At 69.5% G+C, this 19618-nt stretch carries 20 protein-coding genes; 9 read left to right on the top strand and 11 right to left on the bottom strand.

The genetic code is table 11. The annotated features are described in order from the left end of the window. The first annotated feature begins 359 nt into the window (after positions 1–359). Positions 360–1175 (top strand): inositol monophosphatase family protein, encoded by an 816-nt coding sequence (locus PQI07_RS05995; protein ID WP_111473212.1) that lies wholly within the window; start codon positions 360–362, stop codon positions 1173–1175. 35 nt (positions 1176–1210) lie between these two features. Here the strand turns inward: PQI07_RS05995 and PQI07_RS06000 are convergent, their stop codons facing one another. Both PQI07_RS06000 and PQI07_RS06005 read right to left on the bottom strand, forming a co-directional pair. Beyond that, positions 1211–1447: a hypothetical protein gene (locus PQI07_RS06000; RefSeq protein ID WP_043353097.1), complete on the bottom strand. Its 237-nt coding sequence runs from the start codon at positions 1445–1447 to the stop codon at positions 1211–1213. A gap of 217 nt (positions 1448–1664) precedes the next feature. Further along, positions 1665–1874, bottom strand: a complete 210-nt coding sequence (locus tag PQI07_RS06005; protein ID WP_010682786.1) for a cold-shock protein — start codon at positions 1872–1874, stop codon at positions 1665–1667. Between the two features lie 317 nt (positions 1875–2191). Between PQI07_RS06005 and PQI07_RS06010 the strand changes: the two genes are divergently transcribed. Beyond that, a complete protein-coding gene (locus PQI07_RS06010; RefSeq protein WP_043353095.1) occupies positions 2192–2581 on the top strand; it encodes a hypothetical protein in 390 nt (129 codons plus the stop codon). A 7-nt stretch (positions 2582–2588) separates the two neighbouring features. Here PQI07_RS06010 and PQI07_RS06015 read toward each other — a convergent pair whose 3' ends face one another. Beyond that, on the bottom strand, positions 2589–2792 hold the full coding sequence (locus PQI07_RS06015) for a hypothetical protein (RefSeq protein ID WP_043353093.1): 204 nt from the start codon (positions 2790–2792) through the stop codon (positions 2589–2591). A gap of 166 nt (positions 2793–2958) precedes the next feature. Between PQI07_RS06015 and PQI07_RS06020 the strand changes: the two genes are divergently transcribed. Beyond that, positions 2959–3537 carry a type 1 glutamine amidotransferase domain-containing protein gene (locus tag PQI07_RS06020; protein WP_043382680.1) on the top strand — a complete coding sequence of 193 codons (579 nt, stop codon included), beginning with the start codon at positions 2959–2961 and terminating at the stop codon, positions 3535–3537. A 36-nt stretch (positions 3538–3573) separates the two neighbouring features. Here PQI07_RS06020 and PQI07_RS06025 read toward each other — a convergent pair whose 3' ends face one another. Beyond that, the gene (locus tag PQI07_RS06025; RefSeq protein ID WP_274926250.1) at positions 3574–5229 is read right to left on the bottom strand and encodes a calcineurin-like phosphoesterase family protein; all 1656 of its coding nucleotides are present in this window, start codon (positions 5227–5229) and stop codon (positions 3574–3576) included. Positions 5230–5444: 215 nt separating this feature from the next. Next, positions 5445–6743, bottom strand: coding sequence for a L,D-transpeptidase family protein (locus PQI07_RS06030; protein WP_043760317.1), 1299 nt, complete (start codon positions 6741–6743; stop codon positions 5445–5447). Positions 6744–6972: 229 nt separating this feature from the next. Here PQI07_RS06030 and PQI07_RS06035 point away from each other — a divergent pair, with 229 nt between their 5' ends. The 5 genes from PQI07_RS06035 (at position 6973) to rcdA (ending at position 11754) form a co-directional block, all read left to right on the top strand. Continuing rightward, entirely contained in the window at positions 6973–7350 is a 378-nt protein-coding gene (locus tag PQI07_RS06035; protein WP_111473215.1) for a hypothetical protein, read from the top strand. A gap of 42 nt (positions 7351–7392) precedes the next feature. Next, entirely contained in the window at positions 7393–8367 is a 975-nt protein-coding gene (locus PQI07_RS06040) for a copper chaperone PCu(A)C domain-containing protein (protein WP_182591205.1), read from the top strand. Positions 8368–8512: 145 nt separating this feature from the next. Then, the gene (locus PQI07_RS06045; RefSeq protein WP_274926251.1) at positions 8513–8845 is read left to right on the top strand and encodes a DUF2946 family protein; all 333 of its coding nucleotides are present in this window, start codon (positions 8513–8515) and stop codon (positions 8843–8845) included. A gap of 44 nt (positions 8846–8889) precedes the next feature. Beyond that, positions 8890–11028: a TonB-dependent receptor family protein gene (locus tag PQI07_RS06050; protein ID WP_274926252.1), complete on the top strand. Its 2139-nt coding sequence runs from the start codon at positions 8890–8892 to the stop codon at positions 11026–11028. A gap of 195 nt (positions 11029–11223) precedes the next feature. Continuing rightward, on the top strand, positions 11224–11754 hold the full coding sequence (gene rcdA, locus PQI07_RS06055) for a protease adaptor protein RcdA (protein WP_043353077.1): 531 nt from the start codon (positions 11224–11226) through the stop codon (positions 11752–11754). A 12-nt stretch (positions 11755–11766) separates the two neighbouring features. Here rcdA and PQI07_RS06060 read toward each other — a convergent pair whose 3' ends face one another. Both PQI07_RS06060 and rpmE read right to left on the bottom strand, forming a co-directional pair. Beyond that, complete coding sequence (locus tag PQI07_RS06060) at positions 11767–13128, bottom strand: diguanylate cyclase domain-containing protein (RefSeq protein ID WP_274926253.1); 1362 nt, start codon at positions 13126–13128, stop codon at positions 11767–11769. Positions 13129–13426: 298 nt separating this feature from the next. Then, positions 13427–13675 carry a 50S ribosomal protein L31 gene (rpmE, locus tag PQI07_RS06065; protein WP_012322259.1) on the bottom strand — a complete coding sequence of 83 codons (249 nt, stop codon included), beginning with the start codon at positions 13673–13675 and terminating at the stop codon, positions 13427–13429. A gap of 240 nt (positions 13676–13915) precedes the next feature. Here rpmE and PQI07_RS06070 point away from each other — a divergent pair, with 240 nt between their 5' ends. Then, positions 13916–15760, top strand: a complete 1845-nt coding sequence (locus PQI07_RS06070; RefSeq protein ID WP_274926254.1) for an ABC transporter transmembrane domain-containing protein — start codon at positions 13916–13918, stop codon at positions 15758–15760. A 40-nt stretch (positions 15761–15800) separates the two neighbouring features. Here PQI07_RS06070 and PQI07_RS06075 read toward each other — a convergent pair whose 3' ends face one another. From PQI07_RS06075 to PQI07_RS06090, 4 genes are all read right to left on the bottom strand, one after another. Further along, positions 15801–16316, bottom strand: coding sequence for a methyl-accepting chemotaxis protein (locus PQI07_RS06075; RefSeq protein ID WP_274926255.1), 516 nt, complete (start codon positions 16314–16316; stop codon positions 15801–15803). 280 nt (positions 16317–16596) lie between these two features. Further along, positions 16597–17610, bottom strand: a complete 1014-nt coding sequence (locus PQI07_RS06080; protein ID WP_043352140.1) for a peptidoglycan -binding protein — start codon at positions 17608–17610, stop codon at positions 16597–16599. After that, entirely contained in the window at positions 17610–18590 is a 981-nt protein-coding gene (locus PQI07_RS06085) for a MotA/TolQ/ExbB proton channel family protein (protein ID WP_043382654.1), read from the bottom strand. Before PQI07_RS06085 ends, PQI07_RS06080 begins: the two co-directional genes overlap by 1 nt. Positions 18591–18796: 206 nt before the next feature. Further along, positions 18797–19615, bottom strand: a complete 819-nt coding sequence (locus PQI07_RS06090; RefSeq protein ID WP_043382652.1) for a TIGR00282 family metallophosphoesterase — start codon at positions 19613–19615, stop codon at positions 18797–18799. Positions 19616–19618: the final 3 nt, after the last annotated feature.

The following is a 19618-nucleotide window of genomic DNA, read 5'->3' on the forward strand; positions in this document are numbered from 1 at the left end:
GCAAGTGGCGGTCCCTGTCGGGCCGTCCGTTATGCCAAGCAAAATCGCACCCGAACTCCTCCGCACCGCTTAAGAGCCGTCGTTAAGCGAATCTGGACAGCGCTGTCATTTGCGGAATGCTCAATGCTTCCTTGAATGCTCAACATTTCCTTGCCCAGACCGGTCGTTATCGAACGATCAACCAGCATCCTTGTGGCGCTGCGGGAGGCGCCGTACAACGGAGCGACCGGGCGCGCGATCCTCCGTGCCGGGTCTTCTCAGCCCGAGCGGGTGAGCCCAGGCGGGCCCGGACGTCCGCGTCACCGGACGGACGGGACAGCAAGGCCCTCGCGGGCCGCACGGATTCCACGCGGAGCGCGATGCCCGAGTCTCTCACCGACGATGCCGTATCCGCCCTCATGCCGGAGCTGCGCGCCGTGATGCGCGAGGCGGCCGACATCGCGCGGCCGTTCTTCAGGCTCGGCGGTCAGACTTCGGCCCGCATCTGGTCCAAGGCCGGCGGCTCGCCGGTGACCGAGGCGGACGTCGCGGTGGATGCCTTCCTGAAGGTGCGCCTGAGCGCCCTCGTGCCGCGCGCCGCGTGGCTGTCGGAGGAGACGGCCGACGACCCGGCCCGCCTCGGCCACGACCTCGTCTGGATCGTCGATCCGATCGACGGGACGCGGGCCTTCCTGTCGGGCCATCCGGATTGGTCGATCGCGGTTGCGCTCCTGTCGGGCGGCGAACCGCTGATCGGGTTCGTGCACGCGCCGGTGGGCAACGCCGATTACGAGGCGGTGCGCGGTCGCGGCGCGACGCGGAACGGCGAACCGATCCGCGTCGATGCACGGCAGCACCTGACGGGCGCCCGCATCACCGGCCCGAAGCCGATGCTCGACCGTCTGACCCGCGGCGCCGGTACGGAACCGGATTTCGAGGTGATCGCGCGGATCCCGTCTCTCGCCCTGCGGCTCGCCCGCGTGGCGGACGGAACGGTCGATATCGGGATGATTTCCGGCAATGCCCGCGATTGGGACCTTGCCGCCGCCGACCTCGTCCTGCGTGAGGCAGGGGGCGTGGTCTGCGATTTCGGGGGGGCGGCGACGCTCTACAACCGCCCCGACCCGGTGCACGGCGAGCTGCTCGCCGCACCGGTCGGCCTGCGCGACCCCGTCCTGTCCGCCTGGGACGTCTGAGGACGAGGCCCTGCGCAGACCGGCGGTCCGGCCTCTCAGGCCGCCGCCGCCTCGCGAAGCTTCACCGCGCCGGGCGCGAGCCCGAGGCGCTCGGCGAGATGCCAATGCAGCTCGCGCGGGGAATGGTAATTGTAGGATCGATCGATCAGGTCGCTGACATCGACCCCGGTCTGCTCCGCGGTCTTGGCCCGGGCCAGCTTGCCCACCCGGAAGGTCGGCGCATCGGTCACGGGGGAACGGACGCCGCGGCGCCGTGTAAACTCGAACAACATCTGTGTCTTTTCTTCTCTGGACCGAACGTTGGCTCCGTCCGGCGTCGTTTCTGGGATATTGCCTCCGACGCGACCCGGACCGGGCGATCTTGCCCGGAATGGCAGCGTCGGAAGGGGGAACCGCTTCGGGCGGCCGCTTCGCGCGTCATGCGCGCCTTTCACCTGTACCGGCTGGCGCAAGGAAAGCCGCGTGAGGCGCCTTCAAATCCTGCGACGGTCAGGCCGCCTGCAGGTTGCCGGCGGCGTCCTTGCCGCTGCGCTTGTCCGTGAGGATCTCGTAAGTGATCCGCTGGCCTTCGATCAGGTTGCGCATCCCGGCGCGCTCGACTGCCGAGATGTGGACGAACACGTCCTTGCCGCCATCGTCGGGCTGGATGAAACCGTAGCCCTTGGTCTCATTGAACCACTTTACAGTGCCGGTATTCACGTAGTGTACCTCGTTCGTCCATAGGCCATCCGCGCGGCACGAGGGCCGCGTGATGCACCACGGTCTTTCTGGATTTGGCCAGTGCGGCGGGGCGCGAGTCGCTGAACCTTGAGCAGCGTCAGCCTCGGTGGAAAAGCCCCCCGAGGACGTATTTAAGCGCAGGCTGCGGCCGCAACAAGGCATGAGCGGCGTATCATCTGCGTCGCAGGCCGGGATCGGGAGGCGGCCGAGAGGCCCCGCCCCCTGTGATTCCGGGCGTTCACGATGCATATACGGAATGCGCTCAAGCAGTTAAGGCGCGTGGCTCTGGACGATACATGGCAGGCATCTCGGTCTCGCTGGACGGTGCGAACATCCAGCTGTCCTTCCAGAAGGACGATCAGGCGACGGCAGTGGTGATGGATGCCCGCGCCGCTCGGGCGCTGGTGCGCGCCGTCGGGCAACTTCTGACGGCGATCGACGACACGGACGAGCCCGACATGGCCGACGAGATGGGCGACGAAGAGGTCGCCATGCTCGACGTGACGTCGTCCGCGATCGAGATCGGCACCGATGACGAAGGCCAGGCCGTGGTCGCCCTCCAGGCCGGCGCGCTACCGCCCTTCCAGCTTCGGCTCACGGACGAAGAGGCCCGCCACGTGGTGACGAGCCTCTCCGAAATCCTCAGCGCGCCGCGCGACGTGCGAACCTCGCACGGCGGTCACTGACAGCATTTCACATGCGGGTGCCGGGATCGGTCGGCGTGCCCGGGAAGACGTCGGGTTCGGAGCCCGGGCCGCCGGGCTCTCCGATCCCCGGATCGTTCACCGGATAAGGCGTGCGCGGACCGGTCGGACCGATATCGGGCTCCTCATCGGGCGCCGGCGGGGGCGGCGGCAGGTCGCCGGGCGTGGGCTCGGGAAGACCGGGATTGGCCATGACGCGACTCCTGGCGGTTGGGATGGTGACCAACGGGTCGCCCTCGCGGGAGTTCCGTTGACCGCACCGACATCCGGTTTCGGACGCGGCCGGGCGGCCGAGGGCCGCAGGAACAGGGCGAACGACCCTTTGTTAGCCGGGCAGATCCCCAAAGAGGACACCCGCCATGCCCGACATCCGCCAAGCCAAGATCCTGATCCTCGCCACCGACGGCTTCGAGGAGAGCGAATTGACCGTCCCGCAGGCCAAGCTGGCCCAGGCCGGCGCCACCGTGACCGTCGCCGCCCCGCAATCGCGCCAGAGCAAGGGTACGATCCGCGGCTGGGACAAGACCGACTGGGGCAAGGAGGTCGCGGTCGATACCGATCTGGAGCAGGTCGATCCCGCATCCTATGACGCCCTGGTCCTGCCGGGTGGTCAGATCAACCCGGACAAGCTCCGGTTGGAGCCCCGGGCGCTCGACGTGATCAGGAGCTTCCTCACATCCGGCAAGGTCGTGGCCGCGATCTGCCACGCCCCGTGGCTGCTGATCGAGACCGGCGCGGCCAAGGGCCGCGATCTGACCTCGTTCAGCTCGATCCGGACCGACGTGATCAATGCCGGCGGCCGCTGGCACGACAAGGAAGTCGTGACCGATCACGGCATCGTCACCAGCCGCAACCCGGGCGACCTCGACGCCTTCTGCGCGAAGGTCATCGAGGAGATCCAGGAGGGTGGCCACGGCGCCCGCCAGCTGGCAGCGTGACCCGCACGGGCGCCGCCGAGCACGCGGCGCCCGGATTCAGCCGCGGCTGCGCTCGCCGGTGATTTCCAGCACCGTGCAGCCGCGGATCGGGCGGCCGTACTCGTCCGTCCCCTCCACGATTACCCGGTGGGCCCCCGGGGCGAGATCGTCCGGAAGCCGCGCCGTCCAGATGTGGGTCGAGGGCGTCGCCTTCACCCAGCTTTTCTTGGTCTCCGGGTAGCGCTCGTAGAGCTCGGTGACGAACGGGTCGAGGCGGCGGGTGCGCGCCATCGGTCGGGCCGGCGCCTCGCCGATCCGGAACGCGAGGTGCGTACGCGGGCCGCCGTCGAACACGTTCACCACCAGGGTCGTGTCGGGGAGCGCGTCCTGCGGCACCGGCGGCCGGAGGCCCTGCACGGGCCGGGTCCAGCGCACCACCTCCGGCGCGCCGGCCCGCAACTCGCTTTCGAACAGGATCCGCATGGTCTCGTCCGGCTGACCCTGCGCGGCGACGTAGCGCGACGTGTAGTCGGCGCCGCGGATCGACAGGACGTGGAACCCGTTGGGCGTGCCGTCGCGGCTGTCGGCGGAGGGGATGCCGGTGCGGGCGTCGGGACCGCTCCACCACGAACCCGAGACGGCGGTCAGCACGTGATGGTGGTGCCCGTCGGCGAGGTAATGGTGCTCGGTCGTGTGGGTATGGCCGGCGAGGCTCAGAACCTTGCGGCCGGCGAGCAGCTCGAGGAGCGCGGCGCGGTCGGTGGTGGTGTTGCGCGGATCGTCCGGCGCGGTGTCGGTGTGCAGCGGAATGTGCATGGCCAGCACGATCAGGTCGTCCCGGGGGATCTCGGCCAGGAGGTTGCGCAGGAAGGTGAGGCTGCGTTCGCCGATCCGGCCTCGATAGGTGTTGGCGCCCACCGGCACGGGCGGCCCGAGCCACTCGACGTTGTCGAGCATCACGAACCACGCCCGGCCGTGCCGGAACGCGTAGGTCGGCGCGCCGAACACCCGCTTCCACGTCTCGCGGCTGTAGCGCGCGTCCGGCGCCTGCATGTTGAGGTCGTGATTGCCCGGCAGATTGTACCAGGGCAGACCGATCCGCCCGACGATGCGGTTGGACCGCCCGTAGAGCGACAGGTCGTCGAACAGCACGTCGCCGGTGGTCAGGCCGAAGGCCGCCGGGATCGCCATGGCGCGGGCGACCGCCGTGTCCCGCACATGGTCGAGTTCGAACCGGCTCTCGGGCTGGGGATCGGTGAACAGCACGACGTCGAAGTCCGTCGTCTCGTCCACGCGGGTCAGGGTGAAGTCGATCGAGGCCGGGAGCGGCCCGGTGGGCGCGAGCCCGCGATAGCGCAGGCCCAGCTCGGCGGGCGTGCCCCCGGGCTGGTGGATGTAGGAATGGCGCGGCACGTTGTCGGCGTCGCGCGGCAGGGCGTAGCCCGGCGGCTTGATCACGAAGACCGCCCCGTCGCCCGACATCGGCAGGCGGTAGCGGCCCTGATCGTCCGTGCGCACGACCTCGCGACCGTTGGACACCAGCACACCCGGCAACGGAGCCGGGTCCCCGCCGGCCGCATCGCGCGCGGAGACGATCCCGGTGGCCTCGGCGGTCTCCTGCGCGCCGGCCCGGCCCGCGACGAGGCCCAGGGCGGCGGCGCCCGCCATGGTGCTCCGGCGGGTCAGGCCTCCGGGTTGAGTATCGCGCGACATGGATGGCTCCTGCACGGCTTCGCGGCGCGTCGTCTCGCGGGAGGCCGGCAACCGGCATCCTGGACGTAGCGACCCGCGGCCAAGCAGACGCGTTTGACTTCCGGATGACAGAAGCGGCCCCGAACGCACGAAGCCCGCGCCTCGGCGGAGGTGCGGGCCTCGGATCGGGTTCGATGGGCGGGCGCCGCCGGAGGCGGCCGGCGCCCGCGGAACGACTACTCTTCGTCGCCGGGCTCGAAGGTCTGCGGCATCGGCTCGGCGCTGGCGACCGGGGTCGGTGCGCCGATGGTCGAGGGGACGTTCACGCCGTCGCGCTTGTAGATGTCGTCGCGGAACTGGACGATGCCGTCCGGGGTCGACCAGGCGGTGATGTAGGTCCAGTAGACCGGCACCGGCTGGGCGATGTTGGCGTCGACGCGCTTGCCGCTCTCGATCGCTTCCTCGACCTTCTGGCGGTCCCAGCCGGGCGTGTCCTTCAGCAGCCACGTGATGTACTCGCGCACGTTCTGCACGCGCACGCAGCCCGACGAGATGAAGCGGAAGTCGTCGCCGAACACGCCCTTGGTGTTCGTGTCGTGCATGAACACGCCGTAGGGGTTCGGGATGTTGATGCGGACGATGCCCATCGAGTTGAAGTCGGCGCCCGAATCCTGCCGGTAGGTGTAGCGGGTGCCCTCATCCGAGAACCAGTTCACCGACTTCGGCGAGATCTCGGAGCCGTTCGACAGGATCCGGATCTTGTTGTCCGTGAGGTAGTTCGGATCCTTCTGCATCTTCGGGATCAGGTCCTTCTTCACGATGGAAGCCGGGACCGTCCAGGTCGGGTTGAAATTGATCTGCGTCGCCTTGGTGTTCATGATCGGCGACTGGCGGTCGATCTTGCCGACGCCTGCGGCGTGGAGCGTCACGACCTGACCGTTCTCGACCGTCTCGACGAGCGCGGCCGGGATGTTGGTGATCACGAAGCGCCGGCCGAGATCGCCCGAGTAGGAGCGCAGGCGCACGACGTTGATCTCGAGCTGGCGGAGGCGCACCTCGGCCGGGACGTTCATGGCCTGCTGGGTGGCCATCGTCATCGCGCCGGTCTGGCTGAGGCCGTGACGGGCCTGGAACCGCTTCACGCCCGCGGCGACGTACGAATCGTACACGCCCGAGCCACCGGCGGCCGGATCGAGGTCGCCGGTGACGATCAGGCGCTGGCGGATGGCCGCCACGGCCGGGCCGCGCGAGCCGACCCGCAGATGGTCGGCGCCGGAAACCTGACGCCAGCCGCCGCGGGCGACGATGTCCTTGTAGCGCTCCACCATCTGCTCGGTGGACGTCACGGTCTGCGGCGAGAGGATCGGAACCGTCTCGCGCTGCACCTGCATGCCGGCGGGTGAAGCGTAGTCCTGCGCCCACTCGGCCTGGGCATAGTTGCCCTGATCGCGGGCTTGGGCGGCGCCGAAGCCCAGCGCGCCGAAAGCGGCGACGCTCAGGATTGCGGTGAACCGGTTTTGTGCCTTCTTGCGCATCGGTCGCTGGCTCTGGTCCGGGGTTCGTCAGATCGTGACGGGAGCGGATTGTCTCGTGCGCCACGGTGTCGGGATGGCGTTAAGACTCCCTATCGAAGGGGCCGGAATGTGGCATCGCCGTGCGCCAGCGCACGCAGCGTCCCGGTGCGGCACCCTGGCAACAGCCTAAGGCCGCCCGGTGTGGCAGGGATGCCATAGCGGTCCGGTTCGGACGGTGCGCGGGAGCAGCATGGATTCGGGCGAGGCCCTTTCGGATCGACGTGTCGGGCCGGCCCTGCGGGCCGTGATCGCCGTGCTGGCGCTCTACGCCCTGCTGCTCCAGGCCTTCCTCGGCGGCCTGATGCCGTGGCCGGCGACGACCGACGGCCTCTGCGCGCAGCATTCCGACCCGGCGGCCATACCGGAAGCGCCCGTTCCTCACAGCCATGCCGATTGCTGCACGGCGGCCCAGGCCACCGGGCCGGCGCTTCCGCCGCGACCGGCCGTGACCGCACTCCGGTGGGCCGCGGCCGCGGATCTTCATCCGGCCTGGCCCCTCACCGGCAGCGTCGGTGCCCGCGCCCCGCCCGGGACAATTGCCTCCCCCCGGGGGCCGCCGACCGCCTGAGCGATCACCACCTCTCGGATCCCTCAGGACGGATAAACTCCCATGAAGACCCTTGTCTCGGCCGCCCTCGGCCTCGGGCTGCTCGCTTCCGCGGCGCAGGCTCACGCAGTGCTGGAACGCAAGCAGGCCGCCCCCGGCGCCGCGTATCGCGGCGTCGTCCAGATCATGCACGGCTGCAACGGCAAGCCGACCACCCGCGTGAGCGTCAGCATCCCAGAAGGCCTCGTCGGCGCCAAGCCGATGCCGAAGCCCGGCTGGACCCTCGCCACAACGCGCGGCCCCTACGCCAAGACCTACGCGACCCATCACGGCACGGCCTCTGAGGGCGTGACGGCGATCACCTGGAGCGGCGGCTCCCTGCCGGACGACCAAGTCGACGAGTTCACGTTCCTGGCGCAGGTGGCCGACACCTTCGAGCCCGGCGCGACCGTCTACGTCCCGGTCCAGCAGGATTGCTCGGAGGGCGGCTATTCCTGGTCGGAGATCCCCAAGGCCGGCCAGGACGCCCATGACCTGAAGGCGGCGGCACCGTCCTTCCGGATCGTCCAGGTGGCTCAGGCCGGCGGCGCACCGGCCGCGGCGACGCCCGCCGCCGGCTCGACCGTGAAGGCCGGGGACCTGACGATCGAGACGCCGTGGCTGCGCGCCACGCCGAACGGCGCCAAGGTCGCGGGCGGGTATGTGCGCATCACCAATACCGGGAGCACGCCCGACACGCTCACGGGCGCGACGGTGCCCTTTGCCAAGAGCAGCGACATCCACTCCATGTCGATGGAGGGCGGCGTCATGAAGATGGCACCGGTCTCGGACGGCCTGACGATCAAGCCCGGCGAGACCGTGGAGCTCAAGCCCGGCGGCTACCACCTGATGTTCGAAGGTCTCACCGGCGCGCCGAAGGCCGGCGAGACCATCGCGGGGACGCTCACCTTCCAGCGGGCGGGCGCCGTGCCGGTGACCTTCACGGTGGCCCCGATCGGCGCGGGCGCGCCGAGCGGCCAGCATCAGCACCAGCACTAGCCGCCCGACAGGGAGCATCGGCCGCCGGGCGACCGACGTGAGAAGGGAGAACCCACGAGGCCGGGCCGCCACGGCGCCCGGCCTGCGCGGCCGCGCGGATCGTCGGGACGTTCCCGCACGGTCGGTCCGTGCATGCGCTCGGGTCGTGGCGTTCCTCGCCCTCTACGCCCTGGCGCTGCAGGGCATCCTCGGCGGGATCGCCTCGGCCAATGCGGGACCGGACCATATCCTGTGCCTCGACGATGGCGGCCAAACAGATCGGGCACCGGCCGGCAAGCAGTTGCCGGCTCATCACCACGGGGATTGCTGCGTCGCCTGTCACGCGGCGGGGCCAGCCACCCTCCCCTCGCCCTCGACCGTGACGGCCGTCCCCCTCGCCCGTCCGGTCGCGGCCGCCGGCCCGCGGCCGCAGCGCGTCGCTTTCCCGCGGGCGCCGCCACGTCCCGGTCTCGGAGCCCGCGCCCCACCCGTCGTCTGACCGATCGCCGCCCGCCCCCGATCATCAGACACGGATTCTGCCCCATGCCCCGCCTGTTCCGGGCCGGCCGACGCGCCGCGCTCCTGCTCTCCGCCTGCGCGACGTCGGCCGCAGCGCAACCTCAGTCATCGGCCGCCTCGGTCACCCTGTCCGAACTCAGCGTCGTCGGCGCCGCCGCGACGGACGCTCCGTCGGGCGAGACCCGCGGCTCGCTCTCGGTGCCGAGCGTCGACCGCCAGCGGGCCGCCCTCGCGGGAACCGTCGGGTCCGTGGCCTTCGTCGACGCCGCGACGCTCCAGGACCGCTATGCCAACACGCTCCGCGACGTGCTCAAGGACGTGCCGGGCGTCTACGTGCAGGAGCGCTACGGGCAGGAGCTGCGCCTGTCGGTCCGCGGCTCCGGCATCGCCCGCGCCTTTCACCTGCGCGGCATCGAGCTGCTGCAGGACGGGATCCCGCTCAACCTCGCGGACGGGAGCGGCGACTTCTATCAGGTCGATCCGCTCGCCCTGCGCTCGGTGGAGGTCTACAAGGGTGGCAACGCCCTCACCTTCGGGGCAACGACCCTGGGCGGCGCCGTCAACGTCGTGACGCCCACGGCCTACACGGCGCTGGCGCCCAACATCCTGCGGGTCGATGGCGGCAGCTTCGGCACGATCCGCGAGCAGGCCCAGATGTCCCGCATCGACGGGCCGCTCGACGTGCTGGTCAACGCGACGCTGACCAATTCCGACGGGTTCCGTGCCCACGAGGCGCAGGCCACGAAGAACTTCAACGTCAATATCGGCTACCGGATCGCCCCCGACATCGAGACCCGCTTCTATCTCGGCACCTATCTCACCGACCAGAAGCTCCCGGGCACCCTGACCCTCGGCCAGAGCCTCACGACGCCGACGCTGGCCAATCCCGCCGCCATCTCGGGCAACCAGTCCCGCAAGGTCGAGACGGAGCGCATCGCGAACCGCACCTCGTTCCTCCTCGACGTGGGCAAGCTCGACGTCGACACCTGGGCGATCCACAAGAGCCTGTACCATCCGATCTTCCAGGCGATCGACCAGGATGGCTGGACCTACGGGATCAGCCCGCACTGGGCCGGGACCTTCGATCTCGGCGGCTTCCGCGACGACGTCGTCCTCGGGCTGCGCGCCTTCGCGGGCCAGAACTCCGCGCTGCAATTCGTCAATGTCCGCGGACAGCGGGGGGCGCAGACGCTGAATTCCCTCCAAAGCGCGTCGAGCGTCGAGGCCTATGGCGAGAACCGCTTCTGGTTCCTGCCGGACGTGGCGCTGATGACCGGCGCGAAGGCGTTCTCGTCGAACCGGACCTTCAGCGACAAGGGCGGGCTGCCGGGCAACCCGAGGCCGCGCTTCGCCGATGTGACCTACGAGGGGCTCAACCCGAAGGTCGGCCTGCTGTGGCAGCCGCGGCCCGACATCCAGGTCTTCGGCGACGTCGTCCGGTCCCGGGACGTGCCGGATTTCTCCGATCTCGTTCAGCAGAACCTCCTGAGCACCACCTTCGTACCCCTGCGGGCGCAGCGCGCCTGGACCTACGAGGCCGGCGCCCGCGGGCGCTTCGGCCGCCTCGCCTTCGACGTGACGCTCTATCGGTCGGACCTGCGCGACGAGCTGATCAACTTCGCGACCAATCCCGGCCTCAACATTCCGGCCGCCACCTTCAACACGCCCCGCTCCGTCCACCAGGGCGTCGAGGCGGCCGTCACCCTGGACCTCGTCCGCGATCTCGCCGGGACCGGCGACGGGGTCAGCCTGACCCAGATCTGGACCCACAACGACTTCCGGTTCGTCGGCGACCCGGTCTTCGGCAACAACCGCATCGCCGGGATCCCGGCGGACGTGCTGCGGACGGTCCTGAGCTACCGGCACCCGAGCGGCTTCCACGTCGCGCCGTCGCTCGACTGGGTCCCGCAGGGCGCCTTCGCGGATCACGCCAACACCCTGCGGGTGCCGGGCTACGCCCTGCTCGGCGTCGAGGCCGGCATCGATTTCGCCGACGGCGTCGCCCTGTTCGTGGATGCCCGCAATCTCACGAATGCCCGCTACGTCTCGGACATCGCCGTGCTCGCAAACGCCGCCGCGACGGCCGGCGGAGCGGGCGCGCTGGCGGCGTTCTATCCCGGCAGCGGCCGCAGCGTCTTCGGAGGGATCCGGGCCGCGTTCTGAGGCGTTCTCCGCCGCCGGACCCGAAACCCTTCTCCCAACCCTTCTCCAGGCATCGGACGGCGGGTTAAGGTTAAAAAAACATGAACCCTGCTGTTCGGGCCAATCGGCGCTAGGATTGCGGTGTCGTCCGAAAGCCAAGGACGGAGCGTCCCGGATCGGAACGAGCCGGGCCGTCGGACGGCACAGGAGAGGCAGATGAACGGCTTCGATGTCACGTTTCGGGACGATCAGGACTGGATCGATTTCGGCAGGTCCTACGTCAACTCGGACGCCTTCAAGGCGCTGTTCCGCGACGGGATGACCCTGGTCGAGGAGACCGCCGCCTATCTCGACGGCGAAGGCCGCGACGAGTCGCGTCTGGTCTCCCGCGACGCGACCCTCAGCTACGCGGCCGAGAGCATGCGCCTGACCACGCTGCTGATGCAGATCGCCTCGTGGCTCTTGGTGCAGCGCGCGGTCGCTGAAGGCGAGATGACCCCGGCGGAAGCCCTTCAGGAGAAGCACCGGGTCAAGCTCGGCACGGCGGAGCCGCCGAAGCAGCAGGATTTCAACCTGCTGCCGATGCGTCTCCAGCAGCTGATCGTGCGCGCCCGGCGCCTGCACAGCCGCATCCTGCACCTCGACGCGCTGATCGCCGAGGACCGGCCGACCCCGGTCCCCGTCGAGAGCCCGGTGGCCCAGCAGCAGGGCCTGCTGCGGATGGCGTTCCGGATGGCCGAGGGCTGATCGCCTGAGGCCTCAGCCCGCGAATCGGAAGGTGTTCCGGCCCTGCGCCTTCGCACGGTACAGGGCGCGGTCCGCGCTGTTGTAGAGGCTCAGCGGATCGTGGCCGTCGGCGGGCGCCAGGGCGATCCCGACACTGAGGCTCACCGAGAGGGTATGCCCCTCGAGCTCGATCGGCTGCTCCACGGTGCCGATCAGGCGCTCGGCGAGGGCGGAAGCGCTCTCGGGCTGCTCGGCCTCGGTCTGGATGATCACGAACTCGTCGCCCCCGATCCGCGCCAGCATGTCTTCCGTGCGGATGACGGCCTGAAGTCGGGCTGCGACGATCCGGAGCAGCGCGTCGCCGACCGAGTGGCCGTGGGTGTCGTTCACGGCCTTGAAGCGGTCGATGTCCAGGCAGAACAGCGCGAAGGTGGCGCCGTGCCGGCGGACACGGGCAATCTCCGCGTCCAGACGGTCGTGGAACAGCGTTCGATTGGCGAGCCCGGTCAGGGGATCGTGGCACGCCATGTGGGCGATCTTCGCCTCGGCCTCCTTACGGGCGGTGATGTCCAGGCTGAGACCGACGACCGCGGTGACGGCACCGGCCGCGTCGGTCTCCACCTGCCCGAGGCCGGTGATCCAGCGCACCCGGCCATCCGGCAGGAGAACGCGGAAATCCGTGACGACTTTCGTTCGCCCGGCAATGGCCGCCCCGAGATCCCGCAAGGTCCGCTCGGCATCGTCGGGATGGATACGCGGTCGCCAGTCGCGCTCGACGTCGATCTCGATGGGCTGGTCGCCGAAGCCGTGGTGACGCGCCATCTGCTCCGAGAGCTGGGCGCGCCCCGTCCGGACACAGTAGCGCCAGGTTCCGGCATCGGCGGCCTGCAGGGCGAGATCGAGAAGCAGCGTCTTCTCGGCGAGCTGCTCGTTGGCCATGCGCAGGCTGGTCTCACGCTGGAGCTCGACCATGAGCCGCCGCGTGGATTGCGCCAACGCCGCGTTGGCGTCCGAGGCCCGCCGCATCCTCTCGATGAGGATCAGGTTGATGCCCACGACGATCCCGAACAGGATCAGGGCGATGGCGGCCGACGATGCGCCCGTGGCTGGAAGGTTCGACGGCAGCACGGCGTACCACACGGCCACGCCCGATAGGATCGTGCAGACGAGTGCCGGACCGAGACCGCAGAAATAGGCGGTGAGGATGACCGCGGGATAGAAGGTGATGAACGGAAGGCCGGGCGGAAGCGCCGCACGCGCAGCCAGCGCGCAGAGCACCGCGGCAATCGCGATGGCGTAGCCGTAACGTGCCGCCCGCGGCTCGCGGCGCTCGATCGAGAGAGTCCGGTCGACGTTTGCGCGGTCGACATGCTCTATCGACGGAGCCCCACTCATCGTTGCAACCGTTCCCTGACGCAGAAACCCCGCCCGCGACGGCAGCCGCGCTGCCTCTGGTCAGATCGCGCTCGATCTCCCTATGTTTTTCTCCGCAAAAAATCAATAATTCTTAAGTCTAAGTCCAAAAACAACTTGCGCGAGAAGTCTCTACTCCGAACTGAAGACCATCCGCCGGACAGGACCATGCGCCCCGCTGTGCGAGGACGTGCGCTGGGCAGCGCGCACGAAAACGGGCGGCCCCGAAACGAGACCGCCCGCCTGATTGCGCGATTCGCGTGAGCGAGGTGTTCGGGACTCAGCGCTTGCCGAGATTGCCGAAGCGCGAGTTGAAGCGCGACACCCGGCCGCCGCGATCGAGCATCTTCTGCTCACCGCCGGTCCAGGCCGGATGGGTCAGCGGATCGATGTCGAGATTGAGGGTGTCGCCCTCCTTCCCGTAGGTCGAACGGGTCTGGTACTCGGTACCGTCCGTCATCACGACCTTGATGAAGTGGTAATCGGGGTGCTCGGTCCCCTTGGCCTTTGCGGCCGCGTCCTTCGCCATGACCTTGGTCCCTGTCTGGCACGCCGGCGGGAAGCGCAGGAGGCGCCGCCCGGCCCGGAATGCGGAAGATATCACCGGTTGCACCGAACCATGGGTTCGTGGCAACGGCACGTCCAAGCCGACCGTGGTGGCGGCCCGCGGCCATTGAACACACGCAATCGGATGAGCGGCGGCCTATACCGCAGCCGCTCCCCGGTCACAAGCGCCGCGGACCGGGACAAAGAAAACACGTGAGGCGTGATGGCCCGTAAGACCAAGGCGGCCGCGGATGGCCGACCCAAAGCCCCGCTGAGCGCCCTCCGGCCGCTCATCCCCTTCGCCCTGCGCTACCGCGTGCGGATCGCCGCGGGCCTGATCGCCCTCGTCTGCGCCTCCGCCTCGACGCTGGTCGTGCCGATCGCCATGCGTCGGGTCATCGACCACGGGTTCACCGCCGACGGTTCGGGGGTGATCGACGCCTATTTCCTGGCTCTGCTCGGCGTCGTCGCGGCCTTCGCGCTGTCGAGCGCGGCCCGCGTCTACACGGTGGTGTCCCTGGGCGAGCGAGTGGTCGCGGATCTCCGCAGCGCGGTCTTCGCCCGGCTGACCCTGCTCGACCCCGCCTTCTTCGACCGGTCGCAATCCGGCGAGATCGTCTCCCGGCTCACCGCGGACGCGACGCAGATCAAGTCGGCCTTCGGGGTCTCGGTCTCGATCCTGCTGCGCAACCTGTTCCTGTTCGTGGGCGCCACGGCCATGATGGTCGTGACGAGCCCGCGCCTGTCCGTGATGGTGCTGGCCGCAATCCCCATCATCGTCTTCCCGCTGATCGTCTCGGGCCGCGGCGTGCGGCGGCGATCCCGTGCGGCCCAGGACCGCCTCGCCGATGCCTCCGCGTACGCGGCCGAGGCCGTCGGGGCGGTGCGCACCATGCAGGCCTTCGGCCGCTCGGCCGCGACGGCGGCCCGGTTCGCCGCAGCCTCCGAGGAGGCCTACCTGGCCGCCCGCGCCTCGATCCGCGCCCGGGCCCTGCTCACGGGGGTCGCGATCTTCCTGATCTCGGCCTCGGTTGTCGGGGTGATGTGGTACGGCGCCCAGGGCGTCCTCAATCACACGATGACGGGCGGCGAACTCTCGCAATTCGTGCTCTACGCCGTGTTCGGCGCGGGCGCCCTCGGCCAGCTCTCCGAGGTCTACGGCGACCTCGCCATGTCGGCCGGGGCGGCCGAGCGGCTCACCGAGATCCTCGCTGCCGAACCCGCAATTCGCGCGCCGTCGCCCGTCATGCCGCTTCCCGAGCCCGCGCGGGGCGCGGTGTCGTTCGAGGAAGTGCGCTTCGCCTATCCGACCCGACCGGAACATGCCGCCCTGGGCGGGTTGAGCTTCACGGCCGCACCCGGCGAGCGCATCGCCATCGTGGGCCCGTCCGGCGCCGGCAAATCGACGGTGTTCCAGCTGCTGCTGCGCTTCTACGATCCGCAGAGCGGCCGGATCCTGGTGGATGGCACGGACATCGCCCGGGTCGACCCCGAGCGCCTGCGTTCCCGCATCGCCCTGGTCCCGCAGGACCCGGTGGTGTTCTCCGGGACCGTCACCGAGAATATCCGTTACGGCCGACCGGAGGCCGGCGAGGCGGAGGTCCGGCGCGCGGCCGAACTCGCCAACGCGCACGGTTTCGTCACGGCGCTGCCGCAGGGCTACGCCACCCAGGTCGGCGAGCGCGGCGTGACCCTCTCCGGCGGTCAGAGGCAGCGCATCGCCATCGCGCGGGCAATCCTCAAGGACGCGCCGATCCTCCTCCTCGACGAGGCGACATCGGCGCTGGATGCCGAGTCCGAACGCGCGGTCCAGGCCGCCCTCGCGACGCTGATGCAGGGCCGCACCACGCTGGTGATCGCCCACCGTCTCGCGACGATCCGCGCCGCGGACCGCATCCTGGTCCTCGACGACGGCCGAATCGTCGAGACCGGAACCCATGAGAGCCTTCTGGCGCAGGGTGCGCTCTACGCCCAGCTCGCGAACCTGCAATTCACCGATGCGCTGGACGAAACGGCACGGGGCAAGGAGCCCCGCAGCCGCGGCGAGCGCCTGCCGGTCGCGGACTAGCCGGAGCGGGTTCGGACATCGCCGCGACGGCCGGCGCCGCTCACTGGGCGGAGGCCTGCGCGACGCGGCGATGACGATGCGCAGCCCCGCCCTGCGCCCGCTCCGCCGCGGCCTGGATCAGGCCGACCTGCGCGACGATCGTATCCGTCGCCCGTGCCATCTGACCGGCCAGATCTTTGACGTCCGCGGCGGCGACCGCGAAGCCCTTCCCCTCCCCGCCGTCACGGACCGCCTCGATTGCGGCCCGGAGTGCCATGAGGCTCGTCTGACCGGCGATGCTTGCGAGGAGGCCGGTCGCCTGGTCGGCCACAGCCTCACCCGCGTCCGACGCGTTGGCAACCCTCGCGCTCGCCTGCATTTGCATCAGCCCGTCCTCGAAGACCCGCACGGCCGCCGCGATCGCGCCGGCCTCGTCATGCGGCTCCTGGTCACCCAGACACTCCATCGTATCGCGGCCCACCGGAGGGCGTCGAGCGGCGTGCCCGTCCGTGGCCGGACCGGGCAGATGGCTGACGTCGCGCCGAGCGGCGTTCGGGAACAGGTTGAGCTTCGACATCAATGACACTCCCCGGATCGCCGGCACCCTGGAGCATCAAAGATAACGAGAGGTTAAATCGATGGTCCGTCAAGACGGCCGCGAATGAACCGCAAATACAGGAGGCAAAACACGCTTCGATGATAGCATGTAAAAATCATACAGATTGAATTGGACACAAATTTTGCGTCTTTATAGCCCTCTTCGACCGGGAAGACTGGGCGATCCCGACCTCGCCGGGGGAGCCGGCTCAGATCCTGAGGCCGGATGCGCCTGAGGCCACCGGGTGGGCCGCGCAGCCCTACCGCTCGGTGAGCTTCATCTCGATCCGGCGATTGCGGGCGTAGGCCTCCTCGGTCGCCCCGGCCTCGAGAGGCTGGAATTCGCCGAAGGCACCCGCCAGGAGATGCTGCGGCGGGATCCCCTTGCCGGCGAGGTACTGGACCACCGCGATGGCGCGCGCCGCCGAGAGCGACCAGTTCGACGGGAATTGCGACGTGCTGATCGGGCGCGCATCGGTGTGCCCATCCACCCGCAGCACCCAGGGCAGATCCGCCGGGATCTGCTTGGCGAGATCCGAGATGGCCCCGGCGATGCGGTCGAGTTCCGGCCCGGCCTCAGGCTTGAGGGTCGCGGAGCCGCCCGGAAACAACACCTCGGATTGCAGCACGAACCGGTCGCCGACCACGCGGATGTCGGGCCGGTTGCCGAGGATCTGGCGCAGGCGGCCGAAGAAGTCGGACCGGTAGCGGGCCAGTTCCTGAACTTTCTGTGCGAGGGCGACGTTCAGCCGGCTGCCGAGTTCGGCGATCCGCGCCTGGGATTCCCGGTCGCGGCTCTCGGAGGCCGAGAGGGCGTCCTCCAGGGCGGCGAGCTGCCGGCGCATGGCGCTGATCTGCTCGTTCAGCAGGTCGATCTGAGACAGCGCCCGCTTCGTCGCCCCGCGTTCGGCCTCCAGCTGCTTGTCGAGCGTACCCGCGGCGCCCTGACTGACGGTCGCGGCCTCGGCCTGCACCTTGGCCCGGTCGCGCTCGGCCTCGACGCCGGCGAGGGTCGTGCGGAGGTTCCGCGCCTCCTCCTCCTGATTCCGGCGGTTCGTCCGCTCCAAGGCGAGCAGATCGGTGAGGTCGGAGATCTGGCGGTTGAGCTTGGCGAGCGTCTCGTCCCGGCCGGTCAGCTCCTGCGACAGGAAGAACTGCCCCACCACGAACACCGTGAGCAGGAAGACCACCGAGAGGAGCAGCGTCGCCAGCGCGTCGACGTAGCCGGGCCAGACATTGAGCGTGCGTCGGGTCCGGGTCGCCGTGGAGGCCACTAGACGCGCTCCCGGCCCAGCCGGTCGAGCACCTGCTTCAGCTCGCGCTCACGGCTGGCCTGCGCCTCCACCCAGTCGCGGATCATCTGCTGCTCGGCGCGCATGTGCTGGACGAGACCTTGGATGCCCTCGGCGAGATTGGTCATCGCCTGCGTCGCCGCGCGGCTCCCGCCGCCCTCGGCCACCAGAGCCGTCAGGCGGTCGACGGCGTCCTTCAATTCCTGCGTGCCCGCGGCAGGCCGGACCGCCGCGACGGTCGCCACGGCCTCGGGCGCGGTCGCGCCGGACATCAGCCAGTCCTGCAATTCGTTGTGGAACCGGGCATGGGCCTGCCCCGCCTGCAGTTCCAGGAAGCCGGTGATCAAAGACGAGGCCAAGCCGAACAGCGAGGCCGAGAAGGCCAGGCCGATGCCTGAGAGCGGCACCGCAAGACCGGATTTCAGTTCGTCGAACATCACGCCGGCATCGCCGCCACCGCGCATACCCTTGATGACGCCGCCCACCGCCGACAGCGTATCGATGAGGCCCCAGAAGGTCCCGAGCAGGCCGAGCAGGATCAGGATGCCGGCAATGTAGCGCAGGATGTCGCGGCCCTCGTCGAGGCGCACCGCGATCGTATCCAGATAGCCGGTGGTGCCCGGCAGGGTGGCGCCTCCAGCCCGCGCGGCGATCATCGGCGCCATCGGCGCCAGCAGGGCCGGCGGCCGTTTCACCGGCCCGCCGTTGGCGACGGCGTTGACGTAGGCGGTCTCGCGGAACAGCCGCACAACCTGACCAAAGGCGATCAGGACCGCGATCAGCAACACCCCGAGGATGAGACCGTTGAGTCCGGGATTGGCCAGGAAGGCCGGGGTGATCTGCCTGAACAGGATGAAGGCCAGGAAGCCCACCAGGATCAAGAAGATGACCATGCGCCCGAGATAGATCCCGGGTTGTGCCAGCGGCCCCTTGTTAACGTCGCCGGTTTCTCGGGCGGCCATCCGTCGCTCTAACCTGATCTCATTACGCGGCAGCCGGATGCCGGCGCCGATCGTGGGCACTGTGGGGGTAGGCCCGCACGCGATCAAGTCTCGCGAAGGTCAGCGGGAAGCTATGCCCACCCCCTTCGGGATCGGCGACGCACAAAAGGCTTAAGACCGCCGCTTCGTCCTTAGCCGAACCGGCATCCGCGGCACCGGACGGGACGCTAATCCCAGAATTGCGGCCAGCTCTCCTCCAGATTCGGCCCGAGGCGGAGGGCTGCGACCCGCGTAGCGAGGCCGCGCGCATCCGTCTCCACCGCGATGCCGCTCAGGGTGCCCTCACCGACCGCGACCTCCCATCGGGAGCCCGGCGTCTTCTGGATCATGCGCCGGATCGGCTCGTCCTTCTGCATGCCGATCACCGAATCGTAATCGCCGCACATGCCGGCATCCGACATGTAGGCCGTGCCACCCGGCAGGATCCGGTGGTCCGCGGTGGGCGTGTGCGTGTGCGTCCCGACGACGAGGCTCGCCCGCCCGTCGAGGTAATGACCGAAGGCCTGCTTCTCGCTCGTCGCCTCGGCGTGGACGTCGACGATCACGGCGTCGGCCGCCGCGCCGAGGGGGCAGGCGGTGAGTTCCCGCTCCACGGCCGTGAACGGATCGTCCATCGGGTCGAGGAAGACGCGGCCCATCACATTGACGACGAGGACGCGGGCGCCTCCCTGCGTCTCCACGACGGTCGCACCGCGGCCCGGCGTACCCGGGGGATAGTTCGCCGGCCGCACCAGGCGTGGCTGGCGGGCGATGAAGACCATCGCCTCGCGCTGGTCGAAACTGTGATTGCCCAGCGTCACCGCATCGGCACCGGCCTGGATCAGTTCGTCGCAGATGGCCTCGGAGATGCCGAAGCCGCCGGCCGCGTTCTCGCCGTTCACCACCACGCAGTCGAGGCGCCACCGCTCACGCAGGCGCGGCAGGCGCTCGCACACGACGGTGCGGCCCGAGCGCCCGACGACGTCGCCGAGAAAGAGCAGGCGCATGGG

This window comes from Methylobacterium sp. 092160098-2, assembly GCF_028920805.1.
Classification (GTDB): Bacteria; Pseudomonadota; Alphaproteobacteria; order Rhizobiales; family Beijerinckiaceae; genus Methylobacterium; species Methylobacterium fujisawaense.

Excerpts from the sequence above, each read along its gene's own strand:
- PQI07_RS05995 (WP_111473212.1), top strand. The coding sequence starts at position 360 with ATGCCCGAGTCTCTCACCGACGATGCCGTATCCGCCCTCATGCCGGAG.
- PQI07_RS06000 (WP_043353097.1), bottom strand. The coding sequence starts at position 1,447 with ATGTTGTTCGAGTTTACACGGCGCCGCGGCGTCCGTTCCCCCGTGACC.
- PQI07_RS06010 (WP_043353095.1), top strand. The coding sequence starts at position 2,192 with ATGGCAGGCATCTCGGTCTCGCTGGACGGTGCGAACATCCAGCTGTCC.
- PQI07_RS06015 (WP_043353093.1), bottom strand. The coding sequence starts at position 2,792 with ATGGCCAATCCCGGTCTTCCCGAGCCCACGCCCGGCGACCTGCCGCCG.
- PQI07_RS06020 (WP_043382680.1), top strand. The coding sequence starts at position 2,959 with ATGCCCGACATCCGCCAAGCCAAGATCCTGATCCTCGCCACCGACGGC.
- PQI07_RS06025 (WP_274926250.1), bottom strand. The coding sequence starts at position 5,229 with ATGTCGCGCGATACTCAACCCGGAGGCCTGACCCGCCGGAGCACCATG.
- PQI07_RS06030 (WP_043760317.1), bottom strand. The coding sequence starts at position 6,743 with ATGCGCAAGAAGGCACAAAACCGGTTCACCGCAATCCTGAGCGTCGCC.
- PQI07_RS06035 (WP_111473215.1), top strand. The coding sequence starts at position 6,973 with ATGGATTCGGGCGAGGCCCTTTCGGATCGACGTGTCGGGCCGGCCCTG.
- PQI07_RS06040 (WP_182591205.1), top strand. The coding sequence starts at position 7,393 with ATGAAGACCCTTGTCTCGGCCGCCCTCGGCCTCGGGCTGCTCGCTTCC.
- PQI07_RS06050 (WP_274926252.1), top strand. The coding sequence starts at position 8,890 with ATGCCCCGCCTGTTCCGGGCCGGCCGACGCGCCGCGCTCCTGCTCTCC.
- rcdA (WP_043353077.1), top strand. The coding sequence starts at position 11,224 with ATGAACGGCTTCGATGTCACGTTTCGGGACGATCAGGACTGGATCGAT.
- PQI07_RS06060 (WP_274926253.1), bottom strand. The coding sequence starts at position 13,128 with ATGAGTGGGGCTCCGTCGATAGAGCATGTCGACCGCGCAAACGTCGAC.
- rpmE (WP_012322259.1), bottom strand. The coding sequence starts at position 13,675 with ATGGCGAAGGACGCGGCCGCAAAGGCCAAGGGGACCGAGCACCCCGAT.
- PQI07_RS06070 (WP_274926254.1), top strand. The coding sequence starts at position 13,916 with ATGGCCCGTAAGACCAAGGCGGCCGCGGATGGCCGACCCAAAGCCCCG.
- PQI07_RS06075 (WP_274926255.1), bottom strand. The coding sequence starts at position 16,316 with ATGTCGAAGCTCAACCTGTTCCCGAACGCCGCTCGGCGCGACGTCAGC.
- PQI07_RS06085 (WP_043382654.1), bottom strand. The coding sequence starts at position 18,590 with ATGGCCGCCCGAGAAACCGGCGACGTTAACAAGGGGCCGCTGGCACAA.
- PQI07_RS06090 (WP_043382652.1), bottom strand. The coding sequence starts at position 19,615 with ATGCGCCTGCTCTTTCTCGGCGACGTCGTCGGGCGCTCGGGCCGCACC.